A 26,917-nucleotide genomic window follows, 5' to 3' on the forward strand; every position below is an offset into this window, starting at 1 on the left:
ATCGTTTGGGAAGAGGATGTTTTCATGATGCAAAAATAAGAATTTTAACGCAATCCCCCAAGGTTTCAGACTGAGCCAATGTCACCTTTATCATAGTCGCACAAACTCCCCTATTATTTATAACACCCGTCCAATCTTGCCTCATCAGTGTGCTATAACCACCATTTCCGGACATATTGAATATCACAAGACATAAAAAAAATACTTCCTTTTAAAATATTCCTTCTCCACATTCGTCTACCAAAACAGATGGTATACCTCGACAACAAATTTAGTAACCCTAAACTTTTTACAAGTATGTTTGGATTAAAGCAGTGCTTCACCTGAGAAAACGGTTAGCCCGGTTATACGGAGAACTTCTGGACAGTGAATGATTTTTTGACATAAGCCAAGTCATTTTCCAATTCTATTAGCTACTTTTGCGCAATACCAATTAACATGAAGGTAAAATGGAAAAGAAAACAATTGTAGCACGTGTTGAGGTGCTCCCTGGCAAAGAACAGGAATTTATCAGTAAAGCTGAACCGTTAATACAGGAAACAAGAAATGAAGAAGGTAATATCAGTTACAATCTTTATCAAAATCCGACTAATCCGGTAGCATTCATTTTCTACGAAGAATACAAAGACCAAGATGCAATAGATGTACATGCTGTATCTACACATTTCCGGACATTCGGGAAAGCCATAAAAGGGTTGTTAGCTTCAGAACTGATCATCGAATCATTTTAAACAAGTTATTCAGCCATAGCTAATGTTAGTACGCTTATACGTACCCTATCCGCTTTCTCAAAAGCAGAAGCACAGGCTACGGTAGTAGCTCCCGTGGTAAGTACATCATCAATAATGAGTATATGCTTTCCCACGAAAAACTCCGGAGTAACAAGATGAAAAATACCGTCCACATTTTCCCAACGTTCAAACAAAGACTTACGGGTTTGTGTTTCGGTATTCTTCTCACGTACCACACCGGAGGTTTCTACCGGTATGGAAGTTATGGCAGAAATTCCGCGAGCTATCCATTCACTTTGATTATAGCCACGTAATTTTTGCTTTTTCTTATGAAGTGGTACAGGAACAATCACATCTACTCCTTCAAAAAAGCCGGAAGAGAGTAATTCTGCTGCCATATAACGCCCCATCGCTTCTCCTATTTCTTTTTGACCGCCATACTTCAATTGATGAATAATATGACAAAAATCACTTCCCCGTTGATAAAAGAAATAAGCCGTAGCTCTTTCCAGAGGAATTTTTCCCAAAAACAACTGCTCTACCAGATTGTTTTTAATCCGATGGTATCCCGTACGGGGTAATCCTATGTTACAGCGGGTACATAAACACTCCTCCCCTTTTGCCAACGGACCACCACATACCAAACAACAACGTGGAAAAAAAAGAGAAAGAAAAGAGCTAAACCAGTCTCCCATGGCACTTAATGATTAAAAAGCCCCTCCGGTGGAAGTTCTTTTACCAGACTCTGCAGGAGTGAATGGATACTTCCGTTCGTTGCAATAATATGGTGTCCTTCTATAAAATGTTTATTCCCATAAAAATCGGTCACCTCTCCACCTGCTTCCAATACGATCAATGCAGCTGCAGCATAATCCCATTTACCAATAAATGCTTCCAGCCAACCTTCAAAGCGTCCGGCAGCTACATAGCAAATAGCAGCAGCGGCAGAACCATTCATACGAATACCACCTACTCTGCCATAAAGATTATCTAACAGATGTAGCGCCGTCTGTTTGTACGCTTTGTCATTGTAAGGCAGTTCTATGATAAGAAAAGAATTGGTTATATCCCGGACTTCCGAAACTTGCAACTGTACGCCATTCAACCAGGCCTTCCCTCCTTTCCAGGCATAAAAGCACTCGTCACGACAAACTTCATAAACGACACCAAGCAATAATTCATCCCGATTACGCAGCGCAATACTAACACAATAGGGGGCATTATCATGGATATAGTTGGTAGTCCCATCCAGTGGATCAATTACCCAGCAATAGGGTTCATCATTGTAAGTAGCCGACCCTTCTTCAGCAATAAATCCCGCCTCGGGAAGCAAAGCCGAAAGTGCTGTAACCAATTTTTTCTCCGATTCCTTATCTACATAAGAAACATAATCGTGCGTACACTTCTCGACAACATATTCAGAACGAAAATTCTTCCGTTCCTCTCTCAGAAAACTACCGATAGCATTTGCTATACAGCATACATCGGCAGTCAATTGTTTTAAATCTAACATATCATTTTTAAATTAATCTTCCGATTTTTCCAAAGAATACACCTTCGACATTCCCGCATAAATACCTGTATCAGAAAAATCACATACGATCGTCTTTGTATCCTTAGCTACAGAAGGGATACAAACATCCACACGAATAACGGATTGCGCCTGTGCAGGATCTGCAATATGAAAACAGGAAGCAGAATTCTCTATATCCTTAAAGAGTAGTGCACAACCTTTATCCACCCTTACAGTGATCTTACCATGGCTGAACGTTGCAGCCCGATAAAACACCATCTCCCAAACATCCAGTTTCTTGTTTCTGACCACCTGCATCGAATCGCTATTGGCAAGAATCTCTATATTACTTGCCGGATAAGCAGCCATGTCTTCTGCCGTCTTTTTATTAGGAACCACAATATAAGCATAAGTCGCATCCCGGGGTGACAGTCCATGATCAAAACCCAACGTAAATACATCTGTATCCTGCTCCATCTTCGGGGCAGCTGTATTGATATCATACCAGTTGCCGGACTGGGTTTTATTACTTAGAAAAACATTCCCCCCCATAGGGAATACATAACCCACTTCATTGTGTAATACCCAATTCAGCTTATTTTTATAGAAATAATTTCCTGCTCCTACTGTAGAAACCTGATTATTATCGGATATGCTAACCGGAACCTTGTCATTGAGCAAACATTGATTCACCGTTGTACTGATACTCTCTGTTGCAGTAGAGGTAATTCCTGCCCCCAGACATACAATCTCATCATCAAAAAAGAACCATGCCTTTTTTGCAGTGGTATTTACTCCTGCATAATTGTCCTGATAAGCATAGGCCGTTACACCATAGATACTGTCTGATACACCACCGGCAAAAGTGGAAGTTCCTCTCGTCTGCCAGTCACTGGCAGCTTTAGGAATAGTTGTCATTTGCGGTGCCGTCACTCCGGGTATTTTTGCCCAGTCCCACACCGGGAAAATATTAAAATACTCATCTCCCTTTACTACTATATTGGTACAACCATCCGAAAGAAAATAAGTTTTCAGATTCTCTCCATTACCATACTCACACCGCATAGTACGAGAAGAAGCCATACGAACATCAAATGCATACCCCGGACGTACATGCAACGTATAATCTCCGATAAAATAATGCGTATGACATGGCTTCACAGCATAATCCGCTGGTTTCTTTCCGGCAAGGCGATCTACAATCGCTGCATATTCAGCCGCATATTCCGGATCCAGAACAATCATTCGCTTAGCAAATTCAGCCATTGCACTTTTATCCAGAATACCGGGACGGCTTACTCCGCGTCCCAACACATCATATGACATATATTTACCACGAATCGTCTGGTAATAAGTACCCCGCATGAACTTACTCAAAAGCGCCAATTTATCTGCTGGTAAAGCATACTGGGTACCTCTTGTATACATAGCCACCTGAGTCACTCCTTTCAGTATCTCATCACCATAACCACCTATATACAACTGTACTCCATGCTGAAAGTAACAATTATCATATTGAAATCCCTCTTTAGTAGTATATACAACAGTACTATACGAATAGCCAATAGCCTTCTTCAACATTTCCTCATCGGATGTCAGACAAGCCCGGTAAATCCAATGTAAGGCAATATCAGTCATATTGGCCCCAGTCCATTTGGCCGGATCACCACCTTCAGCTTTCATCCGTTCCAATGTTCTATGTTCAAGATCGGCCGGAATATGCTTTTTCCCCGTGCGCATCTGAATCAAAAGAACCCCTATCCGTTGTGGTTCGGCTATCTGATTGTACCACCAGTTACTACAATTCGGATTGCGCCGGTACCAATATTCAAGTGCAGCCACAATCTTACTATACAATGCTTCCTGCCGATAGTGTTTATTCTTCGGATTTGTATAGGCAAAAACAAAATCATAGACACGGTCAATGTGAATCAACGGTTCCCAGTTTGTACGATCCGTACGACTATAATCTATATCTGTGAATGAACCATCAACAGCATTGTACTTAGTCAGATATTCATCAATAGAAGGATTGCCGGCAAAATCTGCCCGTATCTTATCCATCAACATTTCAAATTCATTTACTTCTCCGGGCGAAGGAGGTAAAAGGCGGGCATTTACCATGGTCGGCAGAAAAGATACTGCAAATACAACCAATACTACTATACAACGAAACACTGTTCTCATAGTCTGTTTTTTATAAATTACTGCTATAAATTGTCAGTAAAGTTGGCAATTTTCCATGAGATACAAGCTATTATACGCCATATTTTTCCTCTTTTTAATATCCAGAAGAGCGTGATACAGTTCTGTTCCAATGATAATTAAATACTATATTTTACAAAAAGTATAAAAATCGGAACATTCGCTGCCTGTAGCTGTTTTACTCCTATAAACAATTAAAACAGAACGATTATGAATGGTATTATTAACAGAAACAATCCTATTGCCGAAGAGAACATTGATCCTGACGGACGTCCGGCGACTGATAAGTTTGAAGATTGGAGTAATGAAGTATCAGAAACCGAAAATGTATTTCATGACACCAAAGAAAACGTTACTAAAAGCAAGAAAGAACGGATCAAAGAAATGGATAAAGTCATCAAAGAAGATCTGAAATGAGACTGTGTTTCTTCTATCAGAAGATGCTGATTATCAAGCATTAAAAAAGTACGTACTTTTATACTGCAAACTAACGTATTTAACATAGCGTTAAATACGTATTTAAGTAGTAGTGAAATACGTACTTTCTTTATATAAAGAATCTATTTATTGGTATACACATCCACCTTAAACTCTTCAGCAGGAAGAGTCGTAAGTTCTTCATAAGGGGTAAGAATTGACTGAATACCTCCCTGCCCTACACCCGAAGTACCGCTATTCGTACGAATATACTTTCCACAAACAGCCATATCCCAATCAGTACGGAGGCGCCAGTGAGCATCATCTTCTGTAGAATTCAGTGGCGAAGTACCTACTACCTCACCAGTAGACAAAGAGATATAAGTCCACTGCGTATCACTCAATCCGGATAAGGTAACCAAACGGTCTTCCTCTTGTATAACAGATTTCTCCGAAGCACAAGAAGTAAACAGACCTATACATATTAAAATAAAGATAATCGGTTTCATAACTCTTTTTTTTTACAGTTATCAAGGCAGAGGAGCATAACGAATGGTCAGCTTTCCATTCTTCCGGTCGTATCCCTGGAACTGTAATTTAACTGTTTGTCCGTTTGCTTTACGAACCACAAACGGGTGAGACTGAGGAGTATTAGTATCAGGAACCAGCCACTCCACAGGACTGGCTGAAAGTCCGCTTTCTATAGTAGAAGAGGTAGAAAGCTTTAACTCTCCTTTGATAGGCAGATCTTTCTCTGTACACGCATATTCTGTTCCAGTGCGATAGTCATTCACAGAAAAACTGTTTATTTTCCCTTCCCCTAATTTCCCGTTGCCAATTTGCCTGACAATCAGAAAATATTTGGGAGAGCGGAAAGACTGAAAATCAGCTAATTTATCTGTAAAGTTAAGCCCTACTTCAATAGTCTTGAAAGATTCAAGTGTACCGTTTCCCTGCATATAATAGTCACCGCCCTGTGTCAACATTAACGGATAATCTAATATGACGGAAGGAGAAGCGGCATCTCCTTCGGCTACACCCAAACGAAAATAGAGATCATTACGGGATGTATAAGTCAACTTCACCCGAAAAACAACAAGCGGAGTATGAATCTCCGGTTCTACCATAAGTGCCTCTGCATCCAAATCGGCAAGACCACCCTCAGCAGCAGGGAGTAGAAAATATTTATAAGGATAATAGCACTTACCTTCACTTCCCCACCAGGTTCCCCAGGAATTTACTACAATAAAAGCTCCACGCTCGTCTTCAGTAATCTCTCCATCACCATTTAAATCATAGGCTACCGTATCATCATACCCGGCAATGGTAAGAGCATGTGCTCCGTCCGTACCGGGACGGGTGATCATATGTGTCAATCCAGTGACAGATGTCCCCTTATAAGTAACCTCTTTCCAGTCAGAGCTCTTGCACGAAAAAGTAACCACACCACCCGGTTCTCCCTCTTCGCCACGATTATAAAGATACTGGCGAAGGCGATCTATACCTTCCCGCGTCTTTAGAGTAAACTTTGAGTAACTTTTCACCCGATAATTCATAGCGCGAAGATATTTATCATAACCAGTCATCCAGGTAGTAGAAGAGGTGACAGCACTCTCATCATTCATATCACTCAATGTTACAGCACCAGCTACCTTCATCATGTTATAACCCAGTTCAGGATGAGAGCCCTGGTCATTTCCTTCATTCAGATAATTCCAGGTAAAATGATAATTGAATATGTGTTCAGGGCTATCAGCAGCACGATCAAGCAAACGGTTCAACTCATAAGTATAAACATAGCGCACACCAGAGGCTTGTGAGCAGGAATTACCCAACTGAGAAAATACAGGAGGGAAATATTTCAAGGTTGAATTATCTACACCCTCCGGGAGTACAGCAGAAGAGGCAGAACGTGTATTCGTCCCCCACTCCGGTATTCTTTGCCTGCGGGAGATATCCTCCTGCGTCAAAGGCTTCACCGGATAAACAGGGCGTACCTGCTGTGCTACCGATGACAGACCGATAGCAAGCAGGTAAGCTATTAAAATTATATACTTTCGTGAATTATTCATTTACGATGATTCATTATCCGATTATAAGTTTTAAGTGCCTCATCACGCACAACTTGTGAATAACGGCTATCCTGACTCATAGCCTGTGCCACCTGGCTTATTTCATTGTGGCGACATGACATCCTGAACCATCCCAGTGCTTCAAGCAATGAAACCTGAACCGGTTCATTATCCGTTTTCTGGAGATACTCCAATAACTGAGGAATCTGGCTGTGCACATTATAATTGCGTAAATAGCGGATACGCCCCAACCGTTGATTCACCGTCAGACTATCATCTGCATAAATAGAACTAATATCTTTCAGCCAACGGTTAGAATTTACTTCAATAGCACGTTTAATGCCTTGCTCTGCCTTTTCGCTCTCTACATACAATGACGGATTAAACTGTTTCTGAAACTCAGCCGTCAATGCTTTTTCCGGGAGAAGTGCAAGTGCCTGTTTTACATTAAATTCAATACGCTCCGCTGTATTATTACGAATGGCAGCACGAATCAATGCAGGAACCAAACGATCATCTCCATTACGAGCAATCATATTGATAGCAAAACGCTGGATCATTTCATAACTATCGGATACAGCTAAATCAAGACAACGGATAAAGTTATCATCGTCATATTCAGAAAGTAATACCAGACATTCCATACGCACGATATCAGACGGGCTACTCATAAACTTATCCAACAGTTGTTTGGAGTTCATCTGTCCGCCATCCGAAAGCTGCCTCAATGCCATAGCCTGCAAAGCAGGATAAGAACTATTCAGTTGTTTCTTCCACCAGGCAGCATTTTTAGTTGAAAGCACCTCATTGATATCAAATCCCAGAGCAACGGGAACAGCAAAATGAAAAGTAGGATCACCAATCAAATGCCCTTCCAGATAAGGATTTTCCATCGCCATACGCCCAACTCTCATACCCAGACCAACAAGTCCCAAATAACGATCTGTCCACTTCTCCTGTAGCACGTTTACACTGTTTGCAAGTACAGCCATTGTATTGCCCTTACCCGAAATATAGGCACCGGCTATATATTTATCTTTATGGAAAGAACCGTTGAAACAAGCATCCAGCACGATAAAACGGGCATTGGGAGTATAGTTGTCAAAGTCTTCAATATACAAATCGAGACTACGCAGAAAAAGAGAATCTTTTTGGGTGATTTCCGGATCAAAACTACCTTCAAACCAGGAAGCCGGCAGATCATCGAAACGCTTACTTAATACCAACTGTATCGAATCAGTATTCTTTCCCTTCTCACGGGCATGACGCATTGTTTCACGCAAATAAAGCTTGATGCCCTCCACCTGATCTTTAGTAGTCTGCGGTTCGGGCAGATCATTCATATATTCTATTTCCACATCTCCGTGATGATGGAGAATAGCGATATCAAGATCATTGCGCTGAAGTTCGGACATCAGGCGATACTTCACAGCAGCATCCCGTTTGTGATCAATATACTCAATGCCATTTTGCTGTATCCGTGTCCAGGGAAAGTTTTCAACTAAAGCTAACTTCTCATCAATCCGGGCCATCATAGATTCGGATACATACCCCTGCCCACTGAAGTAAAGTAACTGATCGGCAGGGTTAGTATTTTGCTTTAAAGCCACTACCTTTTGTAGATAAGCACGTAACTTATCATATTTAGAAGCATCATCAGCCGACATTTTTATACGTCCCGAATAGATTTCAGGAGACAGAAATTGCGGAGAATCCGGAGACAGAGAGTAGTAGTAATACAATGGATACTGCTCATCTTTATCCAGAAAATTGAACTTCAGATCGAAGTCGTCATAGAAACGGTCAGAAGGCACCGATGATTCGGTACGGGGAAAGGTTTCCTGATTCATTTTAAAAGCAGAAGTCAGGTGTTGTGCATCACGTATCATAGGTACCGGAATATCCCCTACAAAAACAGCTCCTTCAATAGGGCATTCCTTTTGAAGATACAACTGTTGAAGCTGAAAGCGAATCGAATCAGGGACTCCCCAACGGTCTACAATGATGTAGGTCTTTAGTCCGTCATTCTCTACAGCCTTAGCATAATTATCTATATCCGTACAAGCTTCCTTATAGCTCACCGGATCAACTACAATAGCGAAACCCCGTTGAAGTTTTGCAGCCAATGCAACAGAGGTTATTGTTCCGGTAATAATCAGTAAGCTAACTATTCTTTTTATCATTTTTCGTCTATTACTTTAATTCATTAAAAAGTCAAATTCACACCCACATTTAATTGATTACGGTTTGTACCGTCCAGAGGTACATAATCTCCCGTGTAATGTTTCAATGTATACTCCGCATATACTCCCAGCCACGAGTGAAAACCGGAAATAGCAAGAGGAACCTGTGCCTTTGCACCTATATTCCCTTGACAGTAGGCAGCTGCAGAGGTTTCAAAAGCAGGAAGGCTATAAACTGTTTTCAGCTTCAGTCCATCAGCTGAAAAGCTGGAAGAAAGCCTGTGATTATACATCCCGTTAAGATAGATGCTAAGCAGACTTTTCTTAATAGGAAGGTTCTTACAGGCATTCAGTACAGCATAAGCAGCCATATATTTCTGTAAATAAACCTCCGGATAATTTTTTATATCAGACTGACGGACTCCGGCCTTCACCTCCCAGGTGAAATGTGGCAGCATTTGCCGCATCCGGTCCATACGGTAGGTAAGTGAAGCATCCGTCCGTTTCTCGATATGGCATACGGAAGCATCTTTTACTTCCCATACGGTATTGCCATCTGCATCACTGGACTGTGTCTGGATATACCACGTTCCTTCTACTTTATTATGCGAAGCCTCAAGAGTGACATTATGCATTGTTCTCTCTCCGGAAATCCGAAAACGGTTCGTTAAAGAGAATCTTGTACGTGCATACTTTCCTCCTTTATATTTATTACTGCTGCTACCATCTATTGCTTCTTCTGTAGATTTCTCGTAACCTAACTCAAGAAAATCAGCCAGATGAGCCGCATTATTCCAACCTAACTGCAAATTACCCTGATAAGCAGTTCCGGTGTATCTCCGTTGGAAGCCAATCGCCTGCTGACTTTCATAATTTCCCATACCCCGGAACAAAAATAATTGATGGGGCTCGTAAGTTTTTACCAAAGTATAATTCACCGATTCACCCAGCCAGCGTACACCGGCAGAAGCACCAATTCTGAAGTTACCCCATTGATAATCCACACCCGGATTGAGCAAAAAGCGCATTCCTTTGATATCGGGGCGAGGATCTGTCTGATCCGCACTGCTTCCAACCTCATATATCGCTCTTAGCCCGGCTCTCCAATGTGCATTAATCTCATAAGAGAAACCTCCATTAAGTCTGAACTTCTCCACATTGTAATCACCCGTAAGTGAGTCGGCTACAATAAACGGGTTATCATCAGCTATAAACAGCGTACTGTTCCATTTCCGGTCCGTCTGTTTACCATTCTCATAGCTGACATCTCCTTCAAAAGTTATTTTGCCAATCCGCTGTATACCAAACAAGCTTCCACTCCACCAGTGTTCACGCGAGGACTGATCTACCAACCGGAAGTCACCCGAAGAACGAAGGAAGTTAATGTTGATATCCGTCACACTACGCAGAGGTGAATCGGAAATTGCTGTCGGATTATTACTGCCGTATTGTATATTGCCCAGATAGAGCACATCCTGATACAAGCGTAGCGAATCTTTCCCGCCTTGCGCATGGCAAAGGCAGGAAAGAAACAAACCTATTATTAAAGAGAATTTCAGCTTTACAAACATGACTCGTTTTTTCTTTATTTATCTACTCCTGTCGGATGTGTTCCCGGAGTAGGAGTTTGTCCACCCAGAATGAAATCTTCGCTGGAGTTGTTTGTGTCTTTATACACCACCCGACCGTTATTAATAGCAATTACTTTACGACGGAGGCTCTTACCGGAGTATGCGCTGCTCGCCAAAGAGCCGTTAGAAGAACCGTCTACCCATGCCATACCCACATCTTCAGTAGATTTCAGGTGTTTATACCGATCGCTTTCTATAGCCGGCACAATATCAATACCATCAATTACATATTCACGTGGAATCATCAGCTGTGCTTTGTCGCTCTTACCGGGAGCCACCATCATATTCTCCGGATCAGCCACAAATGTTACATTCGTCATACCTGCCGGGAGTTTAGCCAAAATCAGTGCTTGTCCGTCTACAGAAGGCATGAAATCCATACCATAGGAAGCATTCAGATAGAGACAATCCATATTAGGAATTCCATTGATATCTGTGTCGGAAATAGAGAACGGACCACAATAAATATCCCAGTCAGCTGTGCTCAAATCTACCGGAGAAGCTACATCATCACCTGTCAATTGACGTTCATTGTGTTTGATAGGATTCGTTGCAACCACCACACTTTCACCGGGTTGAAGAGGATGTTCCTTACCTGTTCCCGGGAAAGCAACGGTAAAGCTTGCCATCGGATAACGATCTAATAATTCTCCGTTTTCATCTACCCAGATAGAAGGAGAAGGAACATATACATTTACCGGAAGACCGTTGTCTACAATACCTAAGATAACTCCATCAAGATACTGCACTTCATCCGAGTTATTATAGATTTCATAGAAGGCATCTTTGAAATACCAGTCTTTCACTCCTGTAAAATAGACTTCTTTAAAAATCAATCCACTACCAGAGGCAATTGCCAAAGGTAAACTTACAGATTGATCGCTATAAACAGAAACTTTGCTTACCAACCCGTTCAGATTGTAATCTTTAGCACTACCTGATGCGCGGAAATCATATTCACCGGCATTCAAGGTAAACGAAGCTTTACCATCTACCGGATTAGCTACCGATTCTTCGGATGTTTGAGTATTAACGGCTGTTATTACCAATTCTGTTACATCCGCCATACTGATATCCGTGGGAAGAGTCACAGTTACATCCACTGTGTATTTCTTTGCGATGTTATCATTCTCATCATCTGAACACGATACCAAAAACAACATTGCCAACAAAGGCAATAAACAAAACAACTTTTTCATCTTTAGTTTTCTTTTTTAGTTATTACATCTTAGATTTTGATTTTTACTTCTGCTCCAAAGTAGATCGGAATAGTCAGGTCTTTGTAACCTGCAGCGGTCCGGTACTTATAGCTCTTTGATATTTTAAGGAAATTATTTGCTGTAAACGAGAGTTCCAGCATCTTTCCCAATTCTTTTGTCAAACGAAAATTCAGTAATATAGTAGTCGGGTAATTCTCTACCCCAAAGTAATTACTGTGTCCATACTGAGTCATCATCAGGCGATATTTGTATATATCCTGATATTCGGCTTTCCACTCATTGAAGTTTCCCTGCTTGTCGATGAAGCCTATAGGGTTGACAAAGTATTTCTCTTCATTGTTACCACTCAATGGATCAACAGCCTTGTAGAACAGATTATTTCCACTTTCATCTTCGTAAATACGCTGATAACTCTCTTTCCATACAATCTGTGCCGTAGTGGAGAAAATCATTTTCAATTTAGGAATATGCGTGATAAAGCGAACGTTCGTATTGAAACGTTGTTCTATAGAACCACCTCCTCCGGGCATCACAGCCATATAAGGATAAAGTTTTCCCTCATACGAGGATCCTATCTTCGAATAGGTAGGCAATGTAGAATGACGCTTTACATAGAGCCAGGCACCGTCTACCACCACAGACGTTTTCAAAAGAGGAATCTGTCCGAAGTTGATGCTATACTCTACCCCCCGCTTGATGGTACGGGTATTGTTTACCGGCATATTGTAAGAATACAAGGTAGTATCATTTACAATTGTAGCCGGGTTTCTTATTCCGTCTTTTTCATAATAAAGCATACCGTTGGTATAATTCACATTATCCACATATCCCGGAACCGAATAACGCCGAAAAGGCATCGTCACAGGTACTCCTTTGAAAGAATACTCATTGGTATGTTTTTCATAGAAGAAAGTAACATTTCCAATTACCTTTCTGATACGTCCTGCCAAACCTATTTCCATCTTCTGGCTATAAGCTGGTTTCAGATCAGGGTTAGAGGTATTATCTATGACTTTGGTAGTCATAATAGAAGTGGACTTGCTCATATCATCGGCAAACATTAGATTGAAACTTGATTCGTCAAAATAAGCCTTATCAGGATACAGGTAGAGAAGAGTAGGTGCTTTGGCAGCAATACCAAACCCACCTACAATGCTCAAGTCATCAAACACTTTATTATTATCACCGTTCAGGATATTATATTCCATATTAATACGAGGTTCTACCATAAACATATCCTTTCTTCCGGCACTCTTATCTATAAACAGATTACTGAGGCGTACACCTCCCTGTAAGGTCAATGTTGTTTTCCGAATGGGTAACTGGGCTTTGTCTTCTATGAAGAAAGAAAGTGTATTGATAGCCGGAACTGATTTGAACGACCGGGGACGAATAGACTGAATATCGTTTACCACCGGAGGAAGCTTAGGATCAAACATCATCCCATCACCCCGGTTCACATTATATTTCCATTCGATGCCTGCTTTCAGGGTCATAAAACAATCGGATGAGAACTGGAAAAGTTTATTGGCTTTCAACTGTCCGAACACATCCAAAGGTTTACCGTCCACCGTATAGTCGGAATAATAAGATGAGCTAAGGAAATAGGTTTGGTATTCGCCACTCACATACGAATTAGCCACCGGAGTAATACCCGATTGCAAGATGATCTGTTCACGACGATAATCCTGCTGATGGCTATAATTTACCATGAAACTATATCCTAAAGAAGAAATCCAGGAAGTATTCAGGCGCCAGTTACCTTCAAGATTGAAGCGCACCCCCATATTTTCATTTTTTATCTTCTCATCCTGCTTCAGTTGAGGATCTGTTTTTTCACTATTTATGTTCTGATAATAGGCCAGTCTCATGTTGAAAGTCAAAGGCCGGGAACTTTTCATAAAAGTATTGGAATATCCCAGATTGGCCGTAATCCGATCAAATCCGTTATAGCGCTTACGTATATCTGCATACGACTGTGAGTAATCAGCGGAAATATTCATTGCTCCCATTTTCTCACTGATAAGGAAACCTTTTCCGGCATATGCCATTTTAGAGAAAGGATCTGCTTTCAGTTTTACTTCGAGCGGAGTAACCCCCGAACGAGTTTTGATAATGACCGCACCTGACGTAAGATTTCCATACTCTACAGAGGGAATGCCCCGGATTACTTCCATAGATTCAATGTTATCCGGAGAAATGGTACGCAGGTCAAGTCCTTTTCCACTCACCGACTGAGCATTCAGACTCGTACCGGACTTACTGGTAGAAAGCACCTGCATATTTGCATCATTCGAAAGTGGAGCACCATCCACCATCACCGATGTACCCAAAGCATTATTATCATTGGAAGATACTTCACGAATATAAGCCTGCCCCACATTATTCAAATCCGGATTTTTAGTCAGATTACCAGGAAGGAGTTGCAACATATCTTCCACACTTTTGGGTTGGATATGTTGAATGGCGCTTTGATCTATTCTGGAAGCCGATCCCATCCGCTGTTCCTGAGCAGTAACGACTACTTCATTTAAAGCCAAAGTCATGGGAGAGAGTTTAATAACAGTCAGCTTCATCTCCGGCTTTATCTCTATTTTCTTAATTGTCTTTTGATAACCCAGCACAGAGATCTCACACGTATAAACTCCCGGCTTCATTCCCGGAATTTTAAATTTACCATCCATATCGCTAATTGCCCAAAGTGCATGATCCGGTATCTGTATAGTAGCAAATTCAATGGGAGCTCCTGTTTCCGCATCAATGAGGGTTCCATTAAAATCAATACGTTTGACTGGAGTATTCTGCGAAAATATACAAAGGGAGGATATCAAAAATAGTATTAGAAAAGATGCTCTTGTTACAGCATATTGTTGTCTCATATTCGTTCTTATCTTTACGCCTGATGTTGAGCTGCAAAGATACTTCAGTAAAGGAAGCAAAAAAATACCTATCAATAGGGATATTCACATCGGAATACCCTATCAATAGGTATTGTTTAAAATGAGGTAACACAAGAAAAAAGAATGTCTCAAATAATTCCTCTTACCCGGTCTTCGAAAGCAGACAAAGCGGCCTTGGCACCTTCACCCATGGCGATAATAATTTGTTTATAAGGTACAGTCGATACATCTCCGGCAGCATAGATGCCCGGAACGTTTGTGCGACAATATGAATCAATACCAATTTCACCAAAACGGTTCATCTCCACAACTCCACGGAAAGCAGCACTGTTGGCAGCCAGACCTATCTGAACAAAAACGCCATCCAGTTCTATTATACGCTCTTCATCTGTTTTACGGTCTTTAATGCGGAGAGAAGTTAATTTATCACCATTACCTATTACCTCCGTCGTCTGTGAACCAACAAATATTTCCACATTAGGCAAGCTTTTTGCTTTCTCCTGCAAAACAAGATCGGCTTTGAGCTCGTCCATAAATTCAAAGACTGTAACCTTCGAACAGATACCGGCCAGATCGATAGCCGCTTCTATTCCAGAATTTCCACCACCGACAACGGCTACGTGCTTACCTTTATAAAACGGACCGTCACAATGAGGGCAGAAAGCGACGCCTCTTCCGATATAGTCTGTTTCACCGGGAACATTCAGCTTTCGCCAACTGGCACCAGTAGCAATAATCAAGGCAGGAGCTACAAATTTCTCACCAACGGAAGTCGTCACAAGTTTCTCTTTTCCGTTGATTTCTACAGTTTCAATGTGACGATGTTCCAATAAATCTACCGGATACTGTAACAGATGTGTTTTCAAATTATCTGCCAGCTCACTTCCAGTCGTATGTGAGACAGATATCAGGTTTTCAATTCCTACCGTCTCCTTTACTTGTCCGCCAATACGTTCGGCGATAATTGCCACCCGCAATCCTTTACGTGCCGAATAGATAGCAGCAGAAACTCCGGCAGGACCTCCACCGGCAACAATAACATCATAGTTCTTTACGGTAGTGCCTATTTCGCTTTCATTGATACCATATTGGGCCTCCAGTTTGGTAAGTAACTCTCCAAAATCGCCACGCCCTACGTGCAGTAGTTTTCCATCGGCAAATACAGAAGGTACCCCCTGAATTTTAAGAGCTTCTACTTCGTCCTGATAAAGACCACCGTCCACCATCTCATGTGAGATAGAATTGTTCAGCGTAGTCATAGCATTGAGAGCCTGCACCACATCGGGACAGTTGGTACAAGTAAGCGAAACATAGGTAGTAAGGTGTATCGGGCCTTTCAGGGCTTTCACACGGTTACAAACCTGTTCATCGGGAAAATTCTTTCCCTTACCGTCAAGATTAAGAATGGCAAGTAGCAAAGAAGTAAACTCATGCCCGTTAGGAATACCCCGGAAGGTAATACCGGTCTCATTTCCATTCTTCAACAGAGTAAACTCCAACCTTTCTCCCTCATTCACCCGACAAGAGATATGGGGAGAGCAATCGGCTACATCAGCCAGCAGATCGAGTAACTCGCCACGGCTTTCGTGTCCGGACGATACGTATATATCAAAAGTAAACTCTGCCTCTAATCCGGCAAATATACTTTTCAGTTGTTCTTTTAATGTAGGGTCTAACATAATTAGGAGATAGAATATAGGAGTTAGAATATAGAATTGGAAGTTAGAAGTCAGGAGTTGGAATTATAGAATATGAGAGTCAGAAGTTGGAATACATGAATCAGAAAACACCTGAACAGATTCCAACTCCTGACTCCTAACTTCTAAATTCCAATTTAGATTTTTCCTACCAAGTCGATACTTGGTTTCAGCGTAGCTTCTCCTTTCTTCCATTTTGCCGGACAAACCTCTCCGTCGTGAGTAGCTACAAACTGAGCAGCCTCTACCTTGCGAAGTAGTTCACTTGCATCACGACCGATGTTATTGTCATGCAATTCGGCTACTTTAATCAAACCTTCCGGATTTACCAGGAAAGTACCACGATAAGCCATACCTTCTGATTCAATATATACGCCGAAAGCACGGGCCAAAGCACCTGTCGGATCTGCCAACATCGGATACTTGATTTTACGGATACTGTCTGAAGCATCATGCCATGCTTTATGAACGAAATGTGAGTCACAACTTACAGAGTATACCTCTACATCCATTGACTGAAGCTGATCGTATTTTTCGGCTACGTCTACGAGTTCTGTAGGACATACAAAAGTAAAGTCGGCAGGATAAAAGAAGAAAATCGCCCATTTACCTTTAACGTCATTATTGGTCACTGTTTTGAAACTACCGTTATGAAAAGCCTGAACACTGAATTCAGGAAGCTGAGAATTAAGAATTGATTCCATACTAAACTTATTATTTATTGATTAAACTTGTTTTTGTTTCTGATGCAAAGATAGGGGGATACCTACCGGAGAAACAAAAAAAGTCCAATCGAATAATTCTATACTCTGATAGACAAAATCCATTATACTATCTGTCTTTTTTGTACTTTTGCAGGAAACTATAAAGAAGAAGAAACATGGAACATCCTCTGTCTCAGTTCAAATACTGTCCGAAGTGCGGTTCGGAGCATTTCAACATACACAATGAGAAATCTAAACAATGCACCAATTGCGGGTTCGTATACTACTTTAATCCATCATCGGCAACAGTTGCCCTGATTCTGAATAAGAAGAATGAATTGCTGGTATGCCGCCGCGCCAAAGACCCGGCAAAAGGTACGCTCGACCTGCCGGGAGGATTCATTGATATGGACGAAACAGCAGAAGAAGGTGTAGCACGTGAGGTGTTAGAAGAAACCGGATTAAAAGTGAAAGAGGCAATCTATCGATTTACTCTTCCCAATATTTATGTATATTCAGGCTTCCCGGTACATACACTGGATATGTTTTTCCTCTGTAAAGTAGAAGACACCAGTCACATTGCCGCAATGGACGATGCTGCTGATGCCTTCTTTATTCCCGTTGCAGAGATCCGTCCCGAAGACTTCGGGCTCGACTCTATCCGCAAAGGTCTTGGAATTTTCCTATCTACTCTGTAACACCTGCCAACAGGTCATCAAGCATTTTCTTTAGCTGGGGTTTTCCAACTGTCCCCAGCTTCATCCAGGGTTTCCCTTCCATCGGGCAAAACAATAAATTCGGGATAGTACGGATGGAAAAAGCAGACTCTAAAAGAGGCTCGTTATCCACATCCACCTTATAGAAGTCAATCTTACCGGCATATTCAACAGCCAATTCATCAAGAACCGGTGATAACCTCTTGCAATAAATACACCAAGGGGCATGGAAATCGACGATACAAGGTTTATCTCCTTTGAACTCCCAGCTATCAGGATATTGCCGGAAATCAGATACTCTCTCTGTAAAACTCTCTTTTGTCAAATCAATTACTTTCATATTATTTAGGGTTTAATTATCATTGTCTTTCTATGATGCAAAATTACGGCATTCCATCCAAGCAGGAAATAGCAATTTAGCTGATTCATATAGCAATTTTTCCCACTATCACACAAAGTTCAAATCTACATACCAGGCAGAAATTCATCCTTTTATTAAAACATTTTCCCTTCGATGGACGTTAAAACCTGTAAAACTAAAGAGCTGTTTGCTATAAAGTCCCCAAAAACAAGTACTTTTGCCAAAACACTAAATTATGAAAAGAAGAATTTCACGATTTATATGTGCCCTGATATGCTGTACGCCTATCATCACGTCGGCACAAACAAGCGAAAAAATTACCTCGCCTGCCAATCTATATAAAGAAGGAAGAAACCTGTTTTTGCAAAAAAATTATGCAGCAGCTACTCCGCCATTAAAAGCTTTTATCAGACAGGAACCTAATGCCTCATTGCGCGAAGCAGCAGAATATATGCTGGTATGTTCGGCATATGAACTGAAAGATAAGAACAGTATCACCCTGTTGCGCAATTATCTGGAGCAATATCCCGATACTCCTTATGCCAACCGTATTTATGCTTTACTTGCTGCCGGCTATTTCTATGAAGAAAAATATGACGAAGCACTGGCACTGTTCAACTCCGCCCAACTGGACTTGCTGGGTAATGAAGAGCGGGATGACATGACCTATTTGCTGGCTACCTGTTATCTGAAAACGGGGAATGTAAAAGAAGCTGCCATCTGGTTTGAAACCCTGAAAGCCAGCAGTAAGAAATACGACAGTGACTGTGCTTACTATCTCTCTTACATACGCTATACGCAGAAACGCTATGACGAAGCATTGAAAGGTTTCCTTCCTTTACAGGATAATCCTAAGTACAAAGCACTGGTGCCCTATTACATTGCGGAGATTTACGCAATCAGGAAAAACTATGATAAAGCCGAGATCGTAGCACAAAACTACTTATCGGCATATCCGCAGAATGAACATGCTGCCGAAATGTACCGCATCCTGGGAGATGCTTCTTATCATTTCCGCAAATACCACGAAGCAATCAACGCATTTGAGAGTTATCTTGAAAGAGACGCTTCGCCCCGCCGGGATGCACTCTACATGTTAGGACTCTCTTATTTCCAAACGGGCGTATATTCAAAAGCAGCTGAGACGTTGGGAGAAGTAACAGGCGCCAACGACGCATTGACGCAAAATGCGTACTTGCATATGGGACTTTCCTACCTGCAACTGGCCGAAAAGAACAAAGCCCGTATGGCTTTTGAACAGGCTGCCGCCTCCAATGCCGATATGAAAATAAAAGAACAGGCTGCCTATAACTATGCCTTGTGCATTCACGAAACGTCCTACTCTGCATTCGGAGAGTCGGTAACCGTTTTCGAGAAATTCCTGAACGAATTCCCCAACTCCCAATATACCGAAATGGTAAGCAACTATCTCGTTGAGGTATATTTGAACACCCGCAGCTACGAAGCGGCACTGAAATCCATTGAACGCATTGCCCATCCGGGTACCCGCATCATGGAAGCGAAACAAAAAATACTGTTCCAACTCGGTACACAAGCATTTGCCAATGCCTCTTTTGAGCAGGCAATCGGCTACTTTAACCAGTCTGTTGCCATTGGCCAATACAACCGCCAGACCAAGGCCGATGCCCTCTACTGGCGCGGAGAATCTTACTACCGCCTGAACCGCATGACGGAGGCTGCCCGTAATTTCAGAGAATACCTGCAACTGACGGAACAGACTAATAACGAAATGTATGCACTGGCAAACTATAATTTGGGATATACCGCTTTCCACCAGAAAGATTATGCACAGGCACGCAACTGGTTCCTCAAATACATACAACTGGAAAAGGGGGAAAACAGAACAGCACTGGCCGATGCTTACAATCGTATCGGTGACTGCTTCCTCAACGAACGTAATTTCGACGAAGCCAAACATTATTATGCACAAGCCGAAAGTATGAATGCCTCTTCCGGAGACTATTCATTCTACCAACTTGCCCTGGTATCAGGACTGCAAAAAGATTATTCCGGCAAAATCACTCTGCTGAACCGTCTGGCAGGCAAATACCCCACATCACCTTACGTTATAAATGCCCTTTATGAAAAAGGACGTTCGTATGTATTAATGAATAACAACAACCAGGCCATTGCCTCTTTTAAAGAATTGTTGAGCAGATACCCCGAAAGTCCTATCAGCCGCAAAGCTGCTGCCGAAATCGGTTTGCTGTATTATCAGGATGGAAACTACGATCAGGCAATCGATGCTTACAAACTGGTAATCAACAAATATCCGGGAAGTGACGAAGCCCGTTTGGCAATGCTCGATCTAAAGTCTCTTTACGTTGATATGAACCGCATTGATGAGTTTGCCGCACTTGCAGCTTCCATGCCGGGCAATATACGTTTTGATGCCAGCGAACAGGATTCTTTAACTTACATCGCTGCTGAGAAAATTTATGGACGCGGACGCATAGAAGAAGCGAAAAACAGTTTCAACAAATACCTGCAAACTTTCCCCGAAGGTTCCTTTAGCCTGAATGCTCATTATTACCTTTGCCTCATCGGAAAAGAGCAAAAGAACTATGATATGATTCTGCTTCACTCCGGCAAATTACTGGAATATCCGGATAATCCATTCTCTGAAGAAGCATTAATAATGCGTGCGGAAGTTCAGTTCAACCTGCAACAATTTGCAGATGCATTAGCATCCTACAAAATACTGAAAGAGAAAGCAACCACAGCAGACCGCCGTCTGCTGGCAGAAACAGGAATGTTACGCTGTGCACACCTCATCAAAGACGATGCAGAAACCATTCATGCTGCAACAGCCTTGCTGGCAGAGGCCAAATTGACTCCTGAATTGGCAAATGAAGCACTTTATTATCGTGCTAAATCTTATATGAACCAAAAAGCTGACAAGAAAGCATTGGCCGATCTTCAGACACTAGCCAAAGATACCCGTAACCTTTACGGAGCAGAAGCGAAGTATCTGGTAGCCCAGCAATACTATACTGCCGGAGAGTATGCCGCAGCCGAGAAAGAGTTACTCGACTACATCGAACGGAGTACTCCCCACGCATATTGGTTGGCACGTAGCTTCGTCCTTCTGTCGGATGTATACATGGCTATGGACAAAAAGCTGGATGCACGGCAATATCTGTTGAGCTTGCAACAGAACTATCACGCTAACGATGACATTGAAGGCATGATTGAAAGCAGACTTGAAAAACTTAATAAGTAACGAAGTATGAAACGTAATCATTATATCTTCCTGGGAATGGCGCTCGTCGCACTCCCTTCACTGGCTCAGGTGCAACCCCAATCCAAAGATACGACCATGAACCGCACTGTCGTGGTTGAACAGGAATACAATCCTATCATTCTGGATGCCTCTAAAGTAAACGTTTTGCCCAAAGTAGAAGAGCCTGTAGTAAACAAGAAAGAGGTTGAATATGCGATAAGTTCTACCCCTGCCTCCAATATCCCTGTGGGAACAATGCAGGCTTATACCGGAAAAGAGGTACAACCGACAAGTAAACCGGGATATGTACGCGCCGGATATGGTAACTATGGTAACCTGGACTTATTGGGTAATTATCTTTTTCACCTTTCCAGCCGGGATAAGCTGAATGTAAACTTCAGCATGGACGGCATGAACGGTACGTTGGACATGCCCTACGGTGATGCCCGGAAATGGGATGCACATTACTACCGTACGCGTGCTGCTATCGATTATCTGCATCAATTTGGCAAGATAGACCTGAGTGTAGCAGGACACTTCGGATTAAGTAATTTCAACTATGAGCCTTATGGTTTTTCTTTCAAGAAACAGAAGTTCACTTCAGGCGATCTGCATTTCGGAGTGAAGTCTACAGACGAAACAATGCCGTTACAGTTTAATGCAGAAACCAACCTGATGCTTTATGACCGGCAACACAACCAATTCTTCGGTGGTGTGAATGAGACGCAAATACGTACCAAAGCCATTGTCAGCGGCAACATCAGCGACGAGCAACAAATAAGTATTGCTTTCAAAATGAACAACCTCATCTACAATAATAAAAGAGACTTTTATAATGAAGAGATAAAGAGCATTTTCAAAAGCCGTACCGTCGTAGACTTAAACCCGTACTACGAACTCAACAACGATGATTGGCGACTGCACTTAGGAGCCAATGTTGATTTCTCTTTCGGTAATGGCAAATCATTTCGTGTCTCTCCGGATGTAACCATACAATATGTCTTCTCGGATAGCTATGTGGTCTACGCCAATGCTACAGGTGGCAGACAACTCAATGACCTGCGCCGGTTGGAGACTTATAATCCCTATAGCGACCCTTCTAACGAAATGAGGGATACCTATGAGCAACTCAATGCCACTTTAGGATTCAAAGCCAGCCCTGTAACAGGTTTATGGTTTAATCTCTTTGCCGGATATCAGAATCTCAAAGACGATCTGTATCAGATAGAAAATAGCTGGATAGGCGGAACAGGCGGCAATTTCATTGATCTGAGACAAACTTCAACGAATAATATCTATGCCGGACTCAGTGCCAGTTATACCTACAAGGACTTGTTTACACTCTCAGGTGAAGGTATCTACCGCCATTGGAAAGCCAGTGATGCTTATACAGATAATGTATCTTCCCCGAATTATAATCCCGCTCTGTGGATGAAACCAGAGACAGAGCTAAATTTTAAAGCAGAGATACATCCCATTCCGGCTCTGTGGTTAAATATAGGTTATCAATATATCTGGCGGGCTGAAAGATATTACGGATTTAGCAAAACATTCTTCCCCGCCGTCAGCGATCTTAATATAGGAGCCACTTATCACTTGTTTAAAGGAGTCTCTGTCTATGCAAAGGCGGATAACCTGTTAAACAAGAAATTCCAGCGTTATCTGCTCTATCCCACTGAAGGAATTAACTTCCTGGGCGGTCTGAGTTTCCGATTCTGAATACCACTGGCATCTCCTGTAACTTCGGACCAACGCAACAGGTATATAAGAGGAGGTGCCAAAAGTAAAATTCGCTATCGTTAAAACACAGATTAACGCTAATTCACGCAGAGATTACATTTAATCTGCGGTAATTAGCGTTAATCTGCGTTTCTAAAGTTACATATTGATAAGCTTTCTCAGACTTTTAATACACCTTTTAATCCCAGGTTCCGCGAGTAAAATCCGGTACTTCAATCAGCTAATCCTCCAATCTCTCTCCCGGCAAATCGCCTTGCGCTTTCTCTTCCTTTATCACCTCTTTGCTCAGCATCGATTTCGGGAAATAACTCGACAACGGTATACGAATAAACTTCATTTTCCTGATTTGCCGTGTTAACCAACGATCTGCTATAAAATAAACGCGCGACACTTCCACTGTCGCCGGAGTTACATCTTCCGGACGTTCTGCTCCCGGACTGGTAAGAGCCACCTGAAATGTACCGATTCCTTTCAGACTCACCGAATATCCTTCTGCCAGAAGTTCTCCCAGCACCAAAGAGACATCCGTCAGGATACCTTGTACTTCACCTTCACGGAATCCGGCCCGTTCCGCTACGATGCGCGCTACATCTTCCTCCGTTTTACCACCGCGCTCCTGCAGCTTTTTCTGTACGGCATACCACCGCACTTTCTTATTGCCGCCTATGACGCTCACTTTCTTTCTTACTAAATAGGGTATTGACATTTTCTTATAAGTGTTTATTGATTAGGGTTTAAACATCCGATGCTTTTCTCGTAGTTCTTCGTTGTTTTACATGTACATCTAAAGCAGTACGACATGTACATCTCAGACAGTACGACATGTGCATGTGGAGCAGCTTTACATGTACATGTAAAACAATGGGCGATTACGACAAAGATAACCTTTCTTTACGGGGGAAGCAAACAATCCCGGTAAGAAAAGCAGATTTGGTTAAAACATATCTTCACACACCCCACCTCTTCCGAGTCCTAAAAAAAGTCTTTTTTTGCAAAAAAGAAACAGATTCTCTCTATATTATAAGGTAAGGAAAATGTTTTTTTCTACTTTTGCCTCCGAATTTTATGATGTAAAGAGGTTGTAACTTAGAAAGACATCCCCCCGGCATCCTTATTAAAGTAAAAACTATGCAGAAAAACCTTGTAATTGTCGAGTCTCCAGCCAAAGCAAAAACGATTGAAAAGTTTCTTGGGAAAGATTTTAAAGTACTTTCCAGTTACGGACATATCCGGGACTTGAAGAAGAAAGAATTTAGTATTGATATCCAAAAAGATTTCAAGCCGAATTATGAAATACCTGCAGATAAAAAAGAACTGGTAGCGAAATTGCAAGCAGAAGCCCAAAAGGCAGATGTCGTATGGCTCGCATCCGATGAGGACCGCGAGGGAGAAGCTATCGCCTGGCATCTTTATGAAGTGCTAAAGCTAAAGCCGGAACAAACAAAACGAATTGTCTTTCATGAAATCACCAAGACTGCCATATTAAAAGCAATCGAAAATCCGCGTGAAATCGACATCAACCTGGTAAATGCACAACAGGCCCGACGTATCCTCGACCGTATCGTAGGTTTTGAGCTTTCTCCCGTATTGTGGAAAAAAGTTAAACCTGCTCTTTCTGCCGGACGTGTACAGTCGGTGGCTGTCCGCCTGATCGTAGAACGCGAACGTGAAATACAAGCATTCAAAAGCGAAGCTTCCTACCGTGTTACAGCCATATTCCTTGTGCCGGACACTGACGGCAAACTGGTAGAAATGAAAGCCGAACTGGCCCATCGCCTCAAAACCAAAGAAGAGGCGAAGGCATTTCTTGAAACCTGTAAAGAGGCTACCTTCACCATTGAAGATATTACCAAACGTCCGATAAAGAAAAGTCCGGCGGCACCATTTACCACTTCTACCCTGCAACAGGAAGCAGCGCGTAAATTAGGCTATACGGTAGCACAAACCATGATGCTGGCACAAAAGCTATACGAAGCCGGATTCATTACTTATATGCGTACCGACTCGGTAAACCTTTCGGAATATGCAACCGAAGGAAGCAAACAGGCTATCATCAACATGATGGGCGAAAGGTATGTGCACCCGCGCCACTTCACTACAAAAACCAAAGGAGCACAGGAAGCGCACGAAGCGATCCGTCCTACCTATATGGAAAATGCTACCGTGGAAGCTTCTTCACAAGAGAAAAGGTTGTATGACCTGATATGGAAGCGTACCATTGCTTCACAGATGGCCGAAGCCGAACTGGAAAAAACAACAGCTACTATCGGTATCAGTACCAGCAATGATGCTTTCACAGCAATCGGAGAGGTAGTAACCTTTGATGGCTTCCTGCGTGTATATAAAGAGTCTTATGATGATGATACCGAACAGGAAGATGAAAGCCATCTGCTTCCCCCATTGAAAAAAGGGCAGGTGCTTGACCATAAAGATATTGTAGCAACAGAGCGCTTCACCCAGCGTCCGTCACGCTATACCGAAGCCAGCCTGGTACGCAAGCTGGAAGAACTTGGAATTGGGCGTCCTTCAACATATGCACCTACTATCTCTACCATCCAGCAACGTGAATATGTGGAGAAAGGCGATAAACCGGGAGAAGAGCGGTCATTTAATATACTGACACTCAAAGACAAAAAGATAACTGATGCCATACATACTGAAATAGTAGGAGCAGAAAAATCGAAACTGATTCCTACGGATATCGGAACTGTAGTAAACGACTTTTTGAACGAATACTTCTCTAATATTCTGGATTATAACTTCACAGCCAATATTGAGAAAGAGTTTGATGAAGTGGCAGACGGAGAGAAGAAATGGACTGCTATCATGAAACACTTCTACAAAGGATTTCATCCATCTGTAGAGTCAACTTTAGCCACAAAGAGCGAACATAAAGTAGGCGAACGTATCTTAGGTGAAGAGCCGGGAACGGGTAAGGTTGTATCCGTAAAGATCGGACGATTCGGACCGGTTATACAGATCGGGAGTACAGATTCCGAAGAAAAGCCGCGTTTTGCCCGTTTGGAGAAAGGGTTGTCAATGGAAACGATTACCCTGAAAGAAGCGCTGGAATTATTCAAACTTCCGCGGGTAGTAGGAGAATATGAAGACAAAGAGGTAAGTATAGGTACAGGCCGTTTCGGCCCTTATGTTCGTCATGACAACAAGTATATATCTCTGCCGAAAACACTTGATCCGATGGCTATAACGCTTGAAGAAGCAATCGAACTGATCCAGGAGAAACGTGCAACAGAGGCCCAAAAGCATATCAAAGAATTTGCAGAAGAACCGGAATTACAAATTCTGAACGGAAGATACGGCCCTTACATTGCTTACAAGGGCAGTAATTATAAGATCCCGAAAGATGTAGTCCCACAGGATCTGAATCTTCAAACTTGTCTTGATATTATAAAACTACAAAGTGAGAAGGCCGCCACTACTCCGAAAAAAGGACGGGCGACAAAGAAGAAATAAAAAGTATATCCAAGCTAAAAGGGCATTCTGGGATTCCGGAATGCCCTTTTAGCTTGGATATACTTTTTTCCTAATATTCAGTTGTTTATATTCTTTTTGTTCGTATATT

At 42.1% G+C, this 26,917-nt stretch carries 19 protein-coding genes; 6 read left to right on the forward strand and 13 right to left on the reverse strand.

Annotation, left to right across the window (positions count from 1 at the left end; all coding sequences use genetic code 11):
• Positions 1 to 449: 449 nt before the first annotated feature.
• On the forward strand, positions 450 to 731 hold the full coding sequence (locus tag ACESQI_RS08470; RefSeq protein WP_195349199.1) for a putative quinol monooxygenase: 282 nt from the start codon (positions 450 to 452) through the stop codon (positions 729 to 731).
• 5 nt (positions 732 to 736) lie between these two features.
• Here the strand turns inward: ACESQI_RS08470 and ACESQI_RS08475 are convergent, their stop codons facing one another.
• The 3 genes from ACESQI_RS08475 to ACESQI_RS08485 are packed head-to-tail and all read right to left on the reverse strand — an operon-like array spanning position 737 to position 4,431.
• Positions 737 to 1,426, reverse strand: a complete 690-nt coding sequence (locus tag ACESQI_RS08475; protein ID WP_025867042.1) for a ComF family protein — start codon at positions 1,424 to 1,426, stop codon at positions 737 to 739.
• 5 nt (positions 1,427 to 1,431) lie between these two features.
• Positions 1,432 to 2,244, reverse strand: coding sequence for an inositol monophosphatase family protein (locus ACESQI_RS08480; RefSeq protein WP_195448932.1), 813 nt, complete (start codon positions 2,242 to 2,244; stop codon positions 1,432 to 1,434).
• A 12-nt stretch (positions 2,245 to 2,256) separates the two neighbouring features.
• Positions 2,257 to 4,431: a polysaccharide lyase 8 family protein gene (locus tag ACESQI_RS08485; protein WP_373125772.1), complete on the reverse strand. Its 2,175-nt coding sequence runs from the start codon at positions 4,429 to 4,431 to the stop codon at positions 2,257 to 2,259.
• Between the two features lie 228 nt (positions 4,432 to 4,659).
• On the opposite strand from ACESQI_RS08485, the gene ACESQI_RS08490 reads away from it, so the two are divergent.
• A complete protein-coding gene (locus tag ACESQI_RS08490; RefSeq protein WP_373125774.1) occupies positions 4,660 to 4,866 on the forward strand; it encodes a hypothetical protein in 207 nt (68 codons plus the stop codon).
• A gap of 143 nt (positions 4,867 to 5,009) precedes the next feature.
• On the opposite strand, the gene ACESQI_RS08495 is transcribed toward ACESQI_RS08490, so the two are convergent.
• The 8 genes from ACESQI_RS08495 to ahpC form a co-directional block, all read right to left on the reverse strand.
• A complete protein-coding gene (locus ACESQI_RS08495; protein WP_025867044.1) occupies positions 5,010 to 5,375 on the reverse strand; it encodes an HmuY family protein in 366 nt (121 codons plus the stop codon).
• Positions 5,376 to 5,396: 21 nt separating this feature from the next.
• Positions 5,397 to 6,938, reverse strand: coding sequence for a hypothetical protein (locus ACESQI_RS08500; protein WP_195349203.1), 1,542 nt, complete (start codon positions 6,936 to 6,938; stop codon positions 5,397 to 5,399).
• Positions 6,935 to 9,121 (reverse strand): HEAT repeat domain-containing protein, encoded by a 2,187-nt coding sequence (locus tag ACESQI_RS08505; protein ID WP_373125776.1) that lies wholly within the window; start codon positions 9,119 to 9,121, stop codon positions 6,935 to 6,937. Before ACESQI_RS08505 ends, ACESQI_RS08500 begins: the two co-directional genes overlap by 4 nt.
• A gap of 23 nt (positions 9,122 to 9,144) precedes the next feature.
• Entirely contained in the window at positions 9,145 to 10,692 is a 1,548-nt protein-coding gene (locus ACESQI_RS08510) for a DUF6850 family outer membrane beta-barrel protein (protein WP_195660399.1), read from the reverse strand.
• Positions 10,693 to 10,706: 14 nt separating this feature from the next.
• Positions 10,707 to 11,951, reverse strand: a complete 1,245-nt coding sequence (locus ACESQI_RS08515) for a DUF4876 domain-containing protein (RefSeq protein ID WP_195350603.1) — start codon at positions 11,949 to 11,951, stop codon at positions 10,707 to 10,709.
• 29 nt (positions 11,952 to 11,980) lie between these two features.
• Positions 11,981 to 14,851 (reverse strand): TonB-dependent receptor, encoded by a 2,871-nt coding sequence (locus ACESQI_RS08520; protein ID WP_195349210.1) that lies wholly within the window; start codon positions 14,849 to 14,851, stop codon positions 11,981 to 11,983.
• 149 nt (positions 14,852 to 15,000) lie between these two features.
• Positions 15,001 to 16,551, reverse strand: a complete 1,551-nt coding sequence (gene ahpF / locus ACESQI_RS08525) for an alkyl hydroperoxide reductase subunit F (RefSeq protein WP_320907883.1) — start codon at positions 16,549 to 16,551, stop codon at positions 15,001 to 15,003.
• 155 nt (positions 16,552 to 16,706) lie between these two features.
• Positions 16,707 to 17,273, reverse strand: coding sequence for an alkyl hydroperoxide reductase subunit C (ahpC, locus tag ACESQI_RS08530; protein ID WP_373125779.1), 567 nt, complete (start codon positions 17,271 to 17,273; stop codon positions 16,707 to 16,709).
• A gap of 176 nt (positions 17,274 to 17,449) precedes the next feature.
• On the opposite strand from ahpC, the gene ACESQI_RS08535 reads away from it, so the two are divergent.
• A complete protein-coding gene (locus ACESQI_RS08535; RefSeq protein WP_195660401.1) occupies positions 17,450 to 17,971 on the forward strand; it encodes an NUDIX domain-containing protein in 522 nt (173 codons plus the stop codon).
• On the opposite strand, the gene ACESQI_RS08540 is transcribed toward ACESQI_RS08535, so the two are convergent.
• Complete coding sequence (locus tag ACESQI_RS08540) at positions 17,961 to 18,329, reverse strand: co-chaperone YbbN (protein WP_002558214.1); 369 nt, start codon at positions 18,327 to 18,329, stop codon at positions 17,961 to 17,963. The genes ACESQI_RS08535 and ACESQI_RS08540 overlap by 11 nt on opposite strands.
• A gap of 256 nt (positions 18,330 to 18,585) precedes the next feature.
• On the opposite strand from ACESQI_RS08540, the gene ACESQI_RS08545 reads away from it, so the two are divergent.
• Together ACESQI_RS08545 and ACESQI_RS08550 are read left to right on the forward strand one after the other, a co-directional pair.
• Positions 18,586 to 21,594 (forward strand): tetratricopeptide repeat protein, encoded by a 3,009-nt coding sequence (locus tag ACESQI_RS08545; RefSeq protein WP_373125781.1) that lies wholly within the window; start codon positions 18,586 to 18,588, stop codon positions 21,592 to 21,594.
• A gap of 6 nt (positions 21,595 to 21,600) precedes the next feature.
• On the forward strand, positions 21,601 to 23,313 hold the full coding sequence (locus tag ACESQI_RS08550) for a TonB-dependent receptor (RefSeq protein WP_195660403.1): 1,713 nt from the start codon (positions 21,601 to 21,603) through the stop codon (positions 23,311 to 23,313).
• Positions 23,314 to 23,554: 241 nt separating this feature from the next.
• Here the strand turns inward: ACESQI_RS08550 and ACESQI_RS08555 are convergent, their stop codons facing one another.
• Positions 23,555 to 24,040 carry an HU family DNA-binding protein gene (locus tag ACESQI_RS08555; RefSeq protein ID WP_195660404.1) on the reverse strand — a complete coding sequence of 162 codons (486 nt, stop codon included), beginning with the start codon at positions 24,038 to 24,040 and terminating at the stop codon, positions 23,555 to 23,557.
• A gap of 422 nt (positions 24,041 to 24,462) precedes the next feature.
• On the opposite strand from ACESQI_RS08555, the gene topA reads away from it, so the two are divergent.
• Positions 24,463 to 26,808 (forward strand): type I DNA topoisomerase, encoded by a 2,346-nt coding sequence (gene topA / locus ACESQI_RS08560; protein ID WP_002558218.1) that lies wholly within the window; start codon positions 24,463 to 24,465, stop codon positions 26,806 to 26,808.
• The last annotated feature ends 109 nt before the right edge of the window (positions 26,809 to 26,917 follow it).

This window comes from Bacteroides sp. HPS0048, assembly GCF_964240755.1.
GTDB classification, from domain to species: domain Bacteria; phylum Bacteroidota; class Bacteroidia; order Bacteroidales; family Bacteroidaceae; genus Bacteroides; species Bacteroides nordii.

What these genes read in the sequence shown, in the direction of transcription:
- ACESQI_RS08550 (WP_195660403.1), top strand. Translation starts at nt 21,601, where the DNA reads ATGAAACGTAATCATTATATCTTCCTGGGAATGGCGCTCGTCGCACTC.
- ACESQI_RS08545 (WP_373125781.1), top strand. Translation starts at nt 18,586, where the DNA reads ATGAAAAGAAGAATTTCACGATTTATATGTGCCCTGATATGCTGTACG.
- ACESQI_RS08470 (WP_195349199.1), top strand. Translation starts at nt 450, where the DNA reads ATGGAAAAGAAAACAATTGTAGCACGTGTTGAGGTGCTCCCTGGCAAA.
- ACESQI_RS08520 (WP_195349210.1), bottom strand. Translation starts at nt 14,851, where the DNA reads ATGAGACAACAATATGCTGTAACAAGAGCATCTTTTCTAATACTATTT.
- ACESQI_RS08480 (WP_195448932.1), bottom strand. Translation starts at nt 2,244, where the DNA reads ATGTTAGATTTAAAACAATTGACTGCCGATGTATGCTGTATAGCAAAT.
- ACESQI_RS08535 (WP_195660401.1), top strand. Translation starts at nt 17,450, where the DNA reads ATGGAACATCCTCTGTCTCAGTTCAAATACTGTCCGAAGTGCGGTTCG.
- ACESQI_RS08515 (WP_195350603.1), bottom strand. Translation starts at nt 11,951, where the DNA reads ATGAAAAAGTTGTTTTGTTTATTGCCTTTGTTGGCAATGTTGTTTTTG.
- ACESQI_RS08500 (WP_195349203.1), bottom strand. Translation starts at nt 6,938, where the DNA reads ATGAATAATTCACGAAAGTATATAATTTTAATAGCTTACCTGCTTGCT.
- ahpC (WP_373125779.1), bottom strand. Translation starts at nt 17,273, where the DNA reads ATGGAATCAATTCTTAATTCTCAGCTTCCTGAATTCAGTGTTCAGGCT.
- ACESQI_RS08540 (WP_002558214.1), bottom strand. Translation starts at nt 18,329, where the DNA reads ATGAAAGTAATTGATTTGACAAAAGAGAGTTTTACAGAGAGAGTATCT.
- ACESQI_RS08505 (WP_373125776.1), bottom strand. Translation starts at nt 9,121, where the DNA reads ATGATAAAAAGAATAGTTAGCTTACTGATTATTACCGGAACAATAACC.
- ahpF (WP_320907883.1), bottom strand. Translation starts at nt 16,551, where the DNA reads ATGTTAGACCCTACATTAAAAGAACAACTGAAAAGTATATTTGCCGGA.
- ACESQI_RS08490 (WP_373125774.1), top strand. Translation starts at nt 4,660, where the DNA reads ATGAATGGTATTATTAACAGAAACAATCCTATTGCCGAAGAGAACATT.
- ACESQI_RS08495 (WP_025867044.1), bottom strand. Translation starts at nt 5,375, where the DNA reads ATGAAACCGATTATCTTTATTTTAATATGTATAGGTCTGTTTACTTCT.
- ACESQI_RS08475 (WP_025867042.1), bottom strand. Translation starts at nt 1,426, where the DNA reads ATGGGAGACTGGTTTAGCTCTTTTCTTTCTCTTTTTTTTCCACGTTGT.
- ACESQI_RS08555 (WP_195660404.1), bottom strand. Translation starts at nt 24,040, where the DNA reads ATGTCAATACCCTATTTAGTAAGAAAGAAAGTGAGCGTCATAGGCGGC.
- topA (WP_002558218.1), top strand. Translation starts at nt 24,463, where the DNA reads ATGCAGAAAAACCTTGTAATTGTCGAGTCTCCAGCCAAAGCAAAAACG.
- ACESQI_RS08510 (WP_195660399.1), bottom strand. Translation starts at nt 10,692, where the DNA reads ATGTTTGTAAAGCTGAAATTCTCTTTAATAATAGGTTTGTTTCTTTCC.
- ACESQI_RS08485 (WP_373125772.1), bottom strand. Translation starts at nt 4,431, where the DNA reads ATGAGAACAGTGTTTCGTTGTATAGTAGTATTGGTTGTATTTGCAGTA.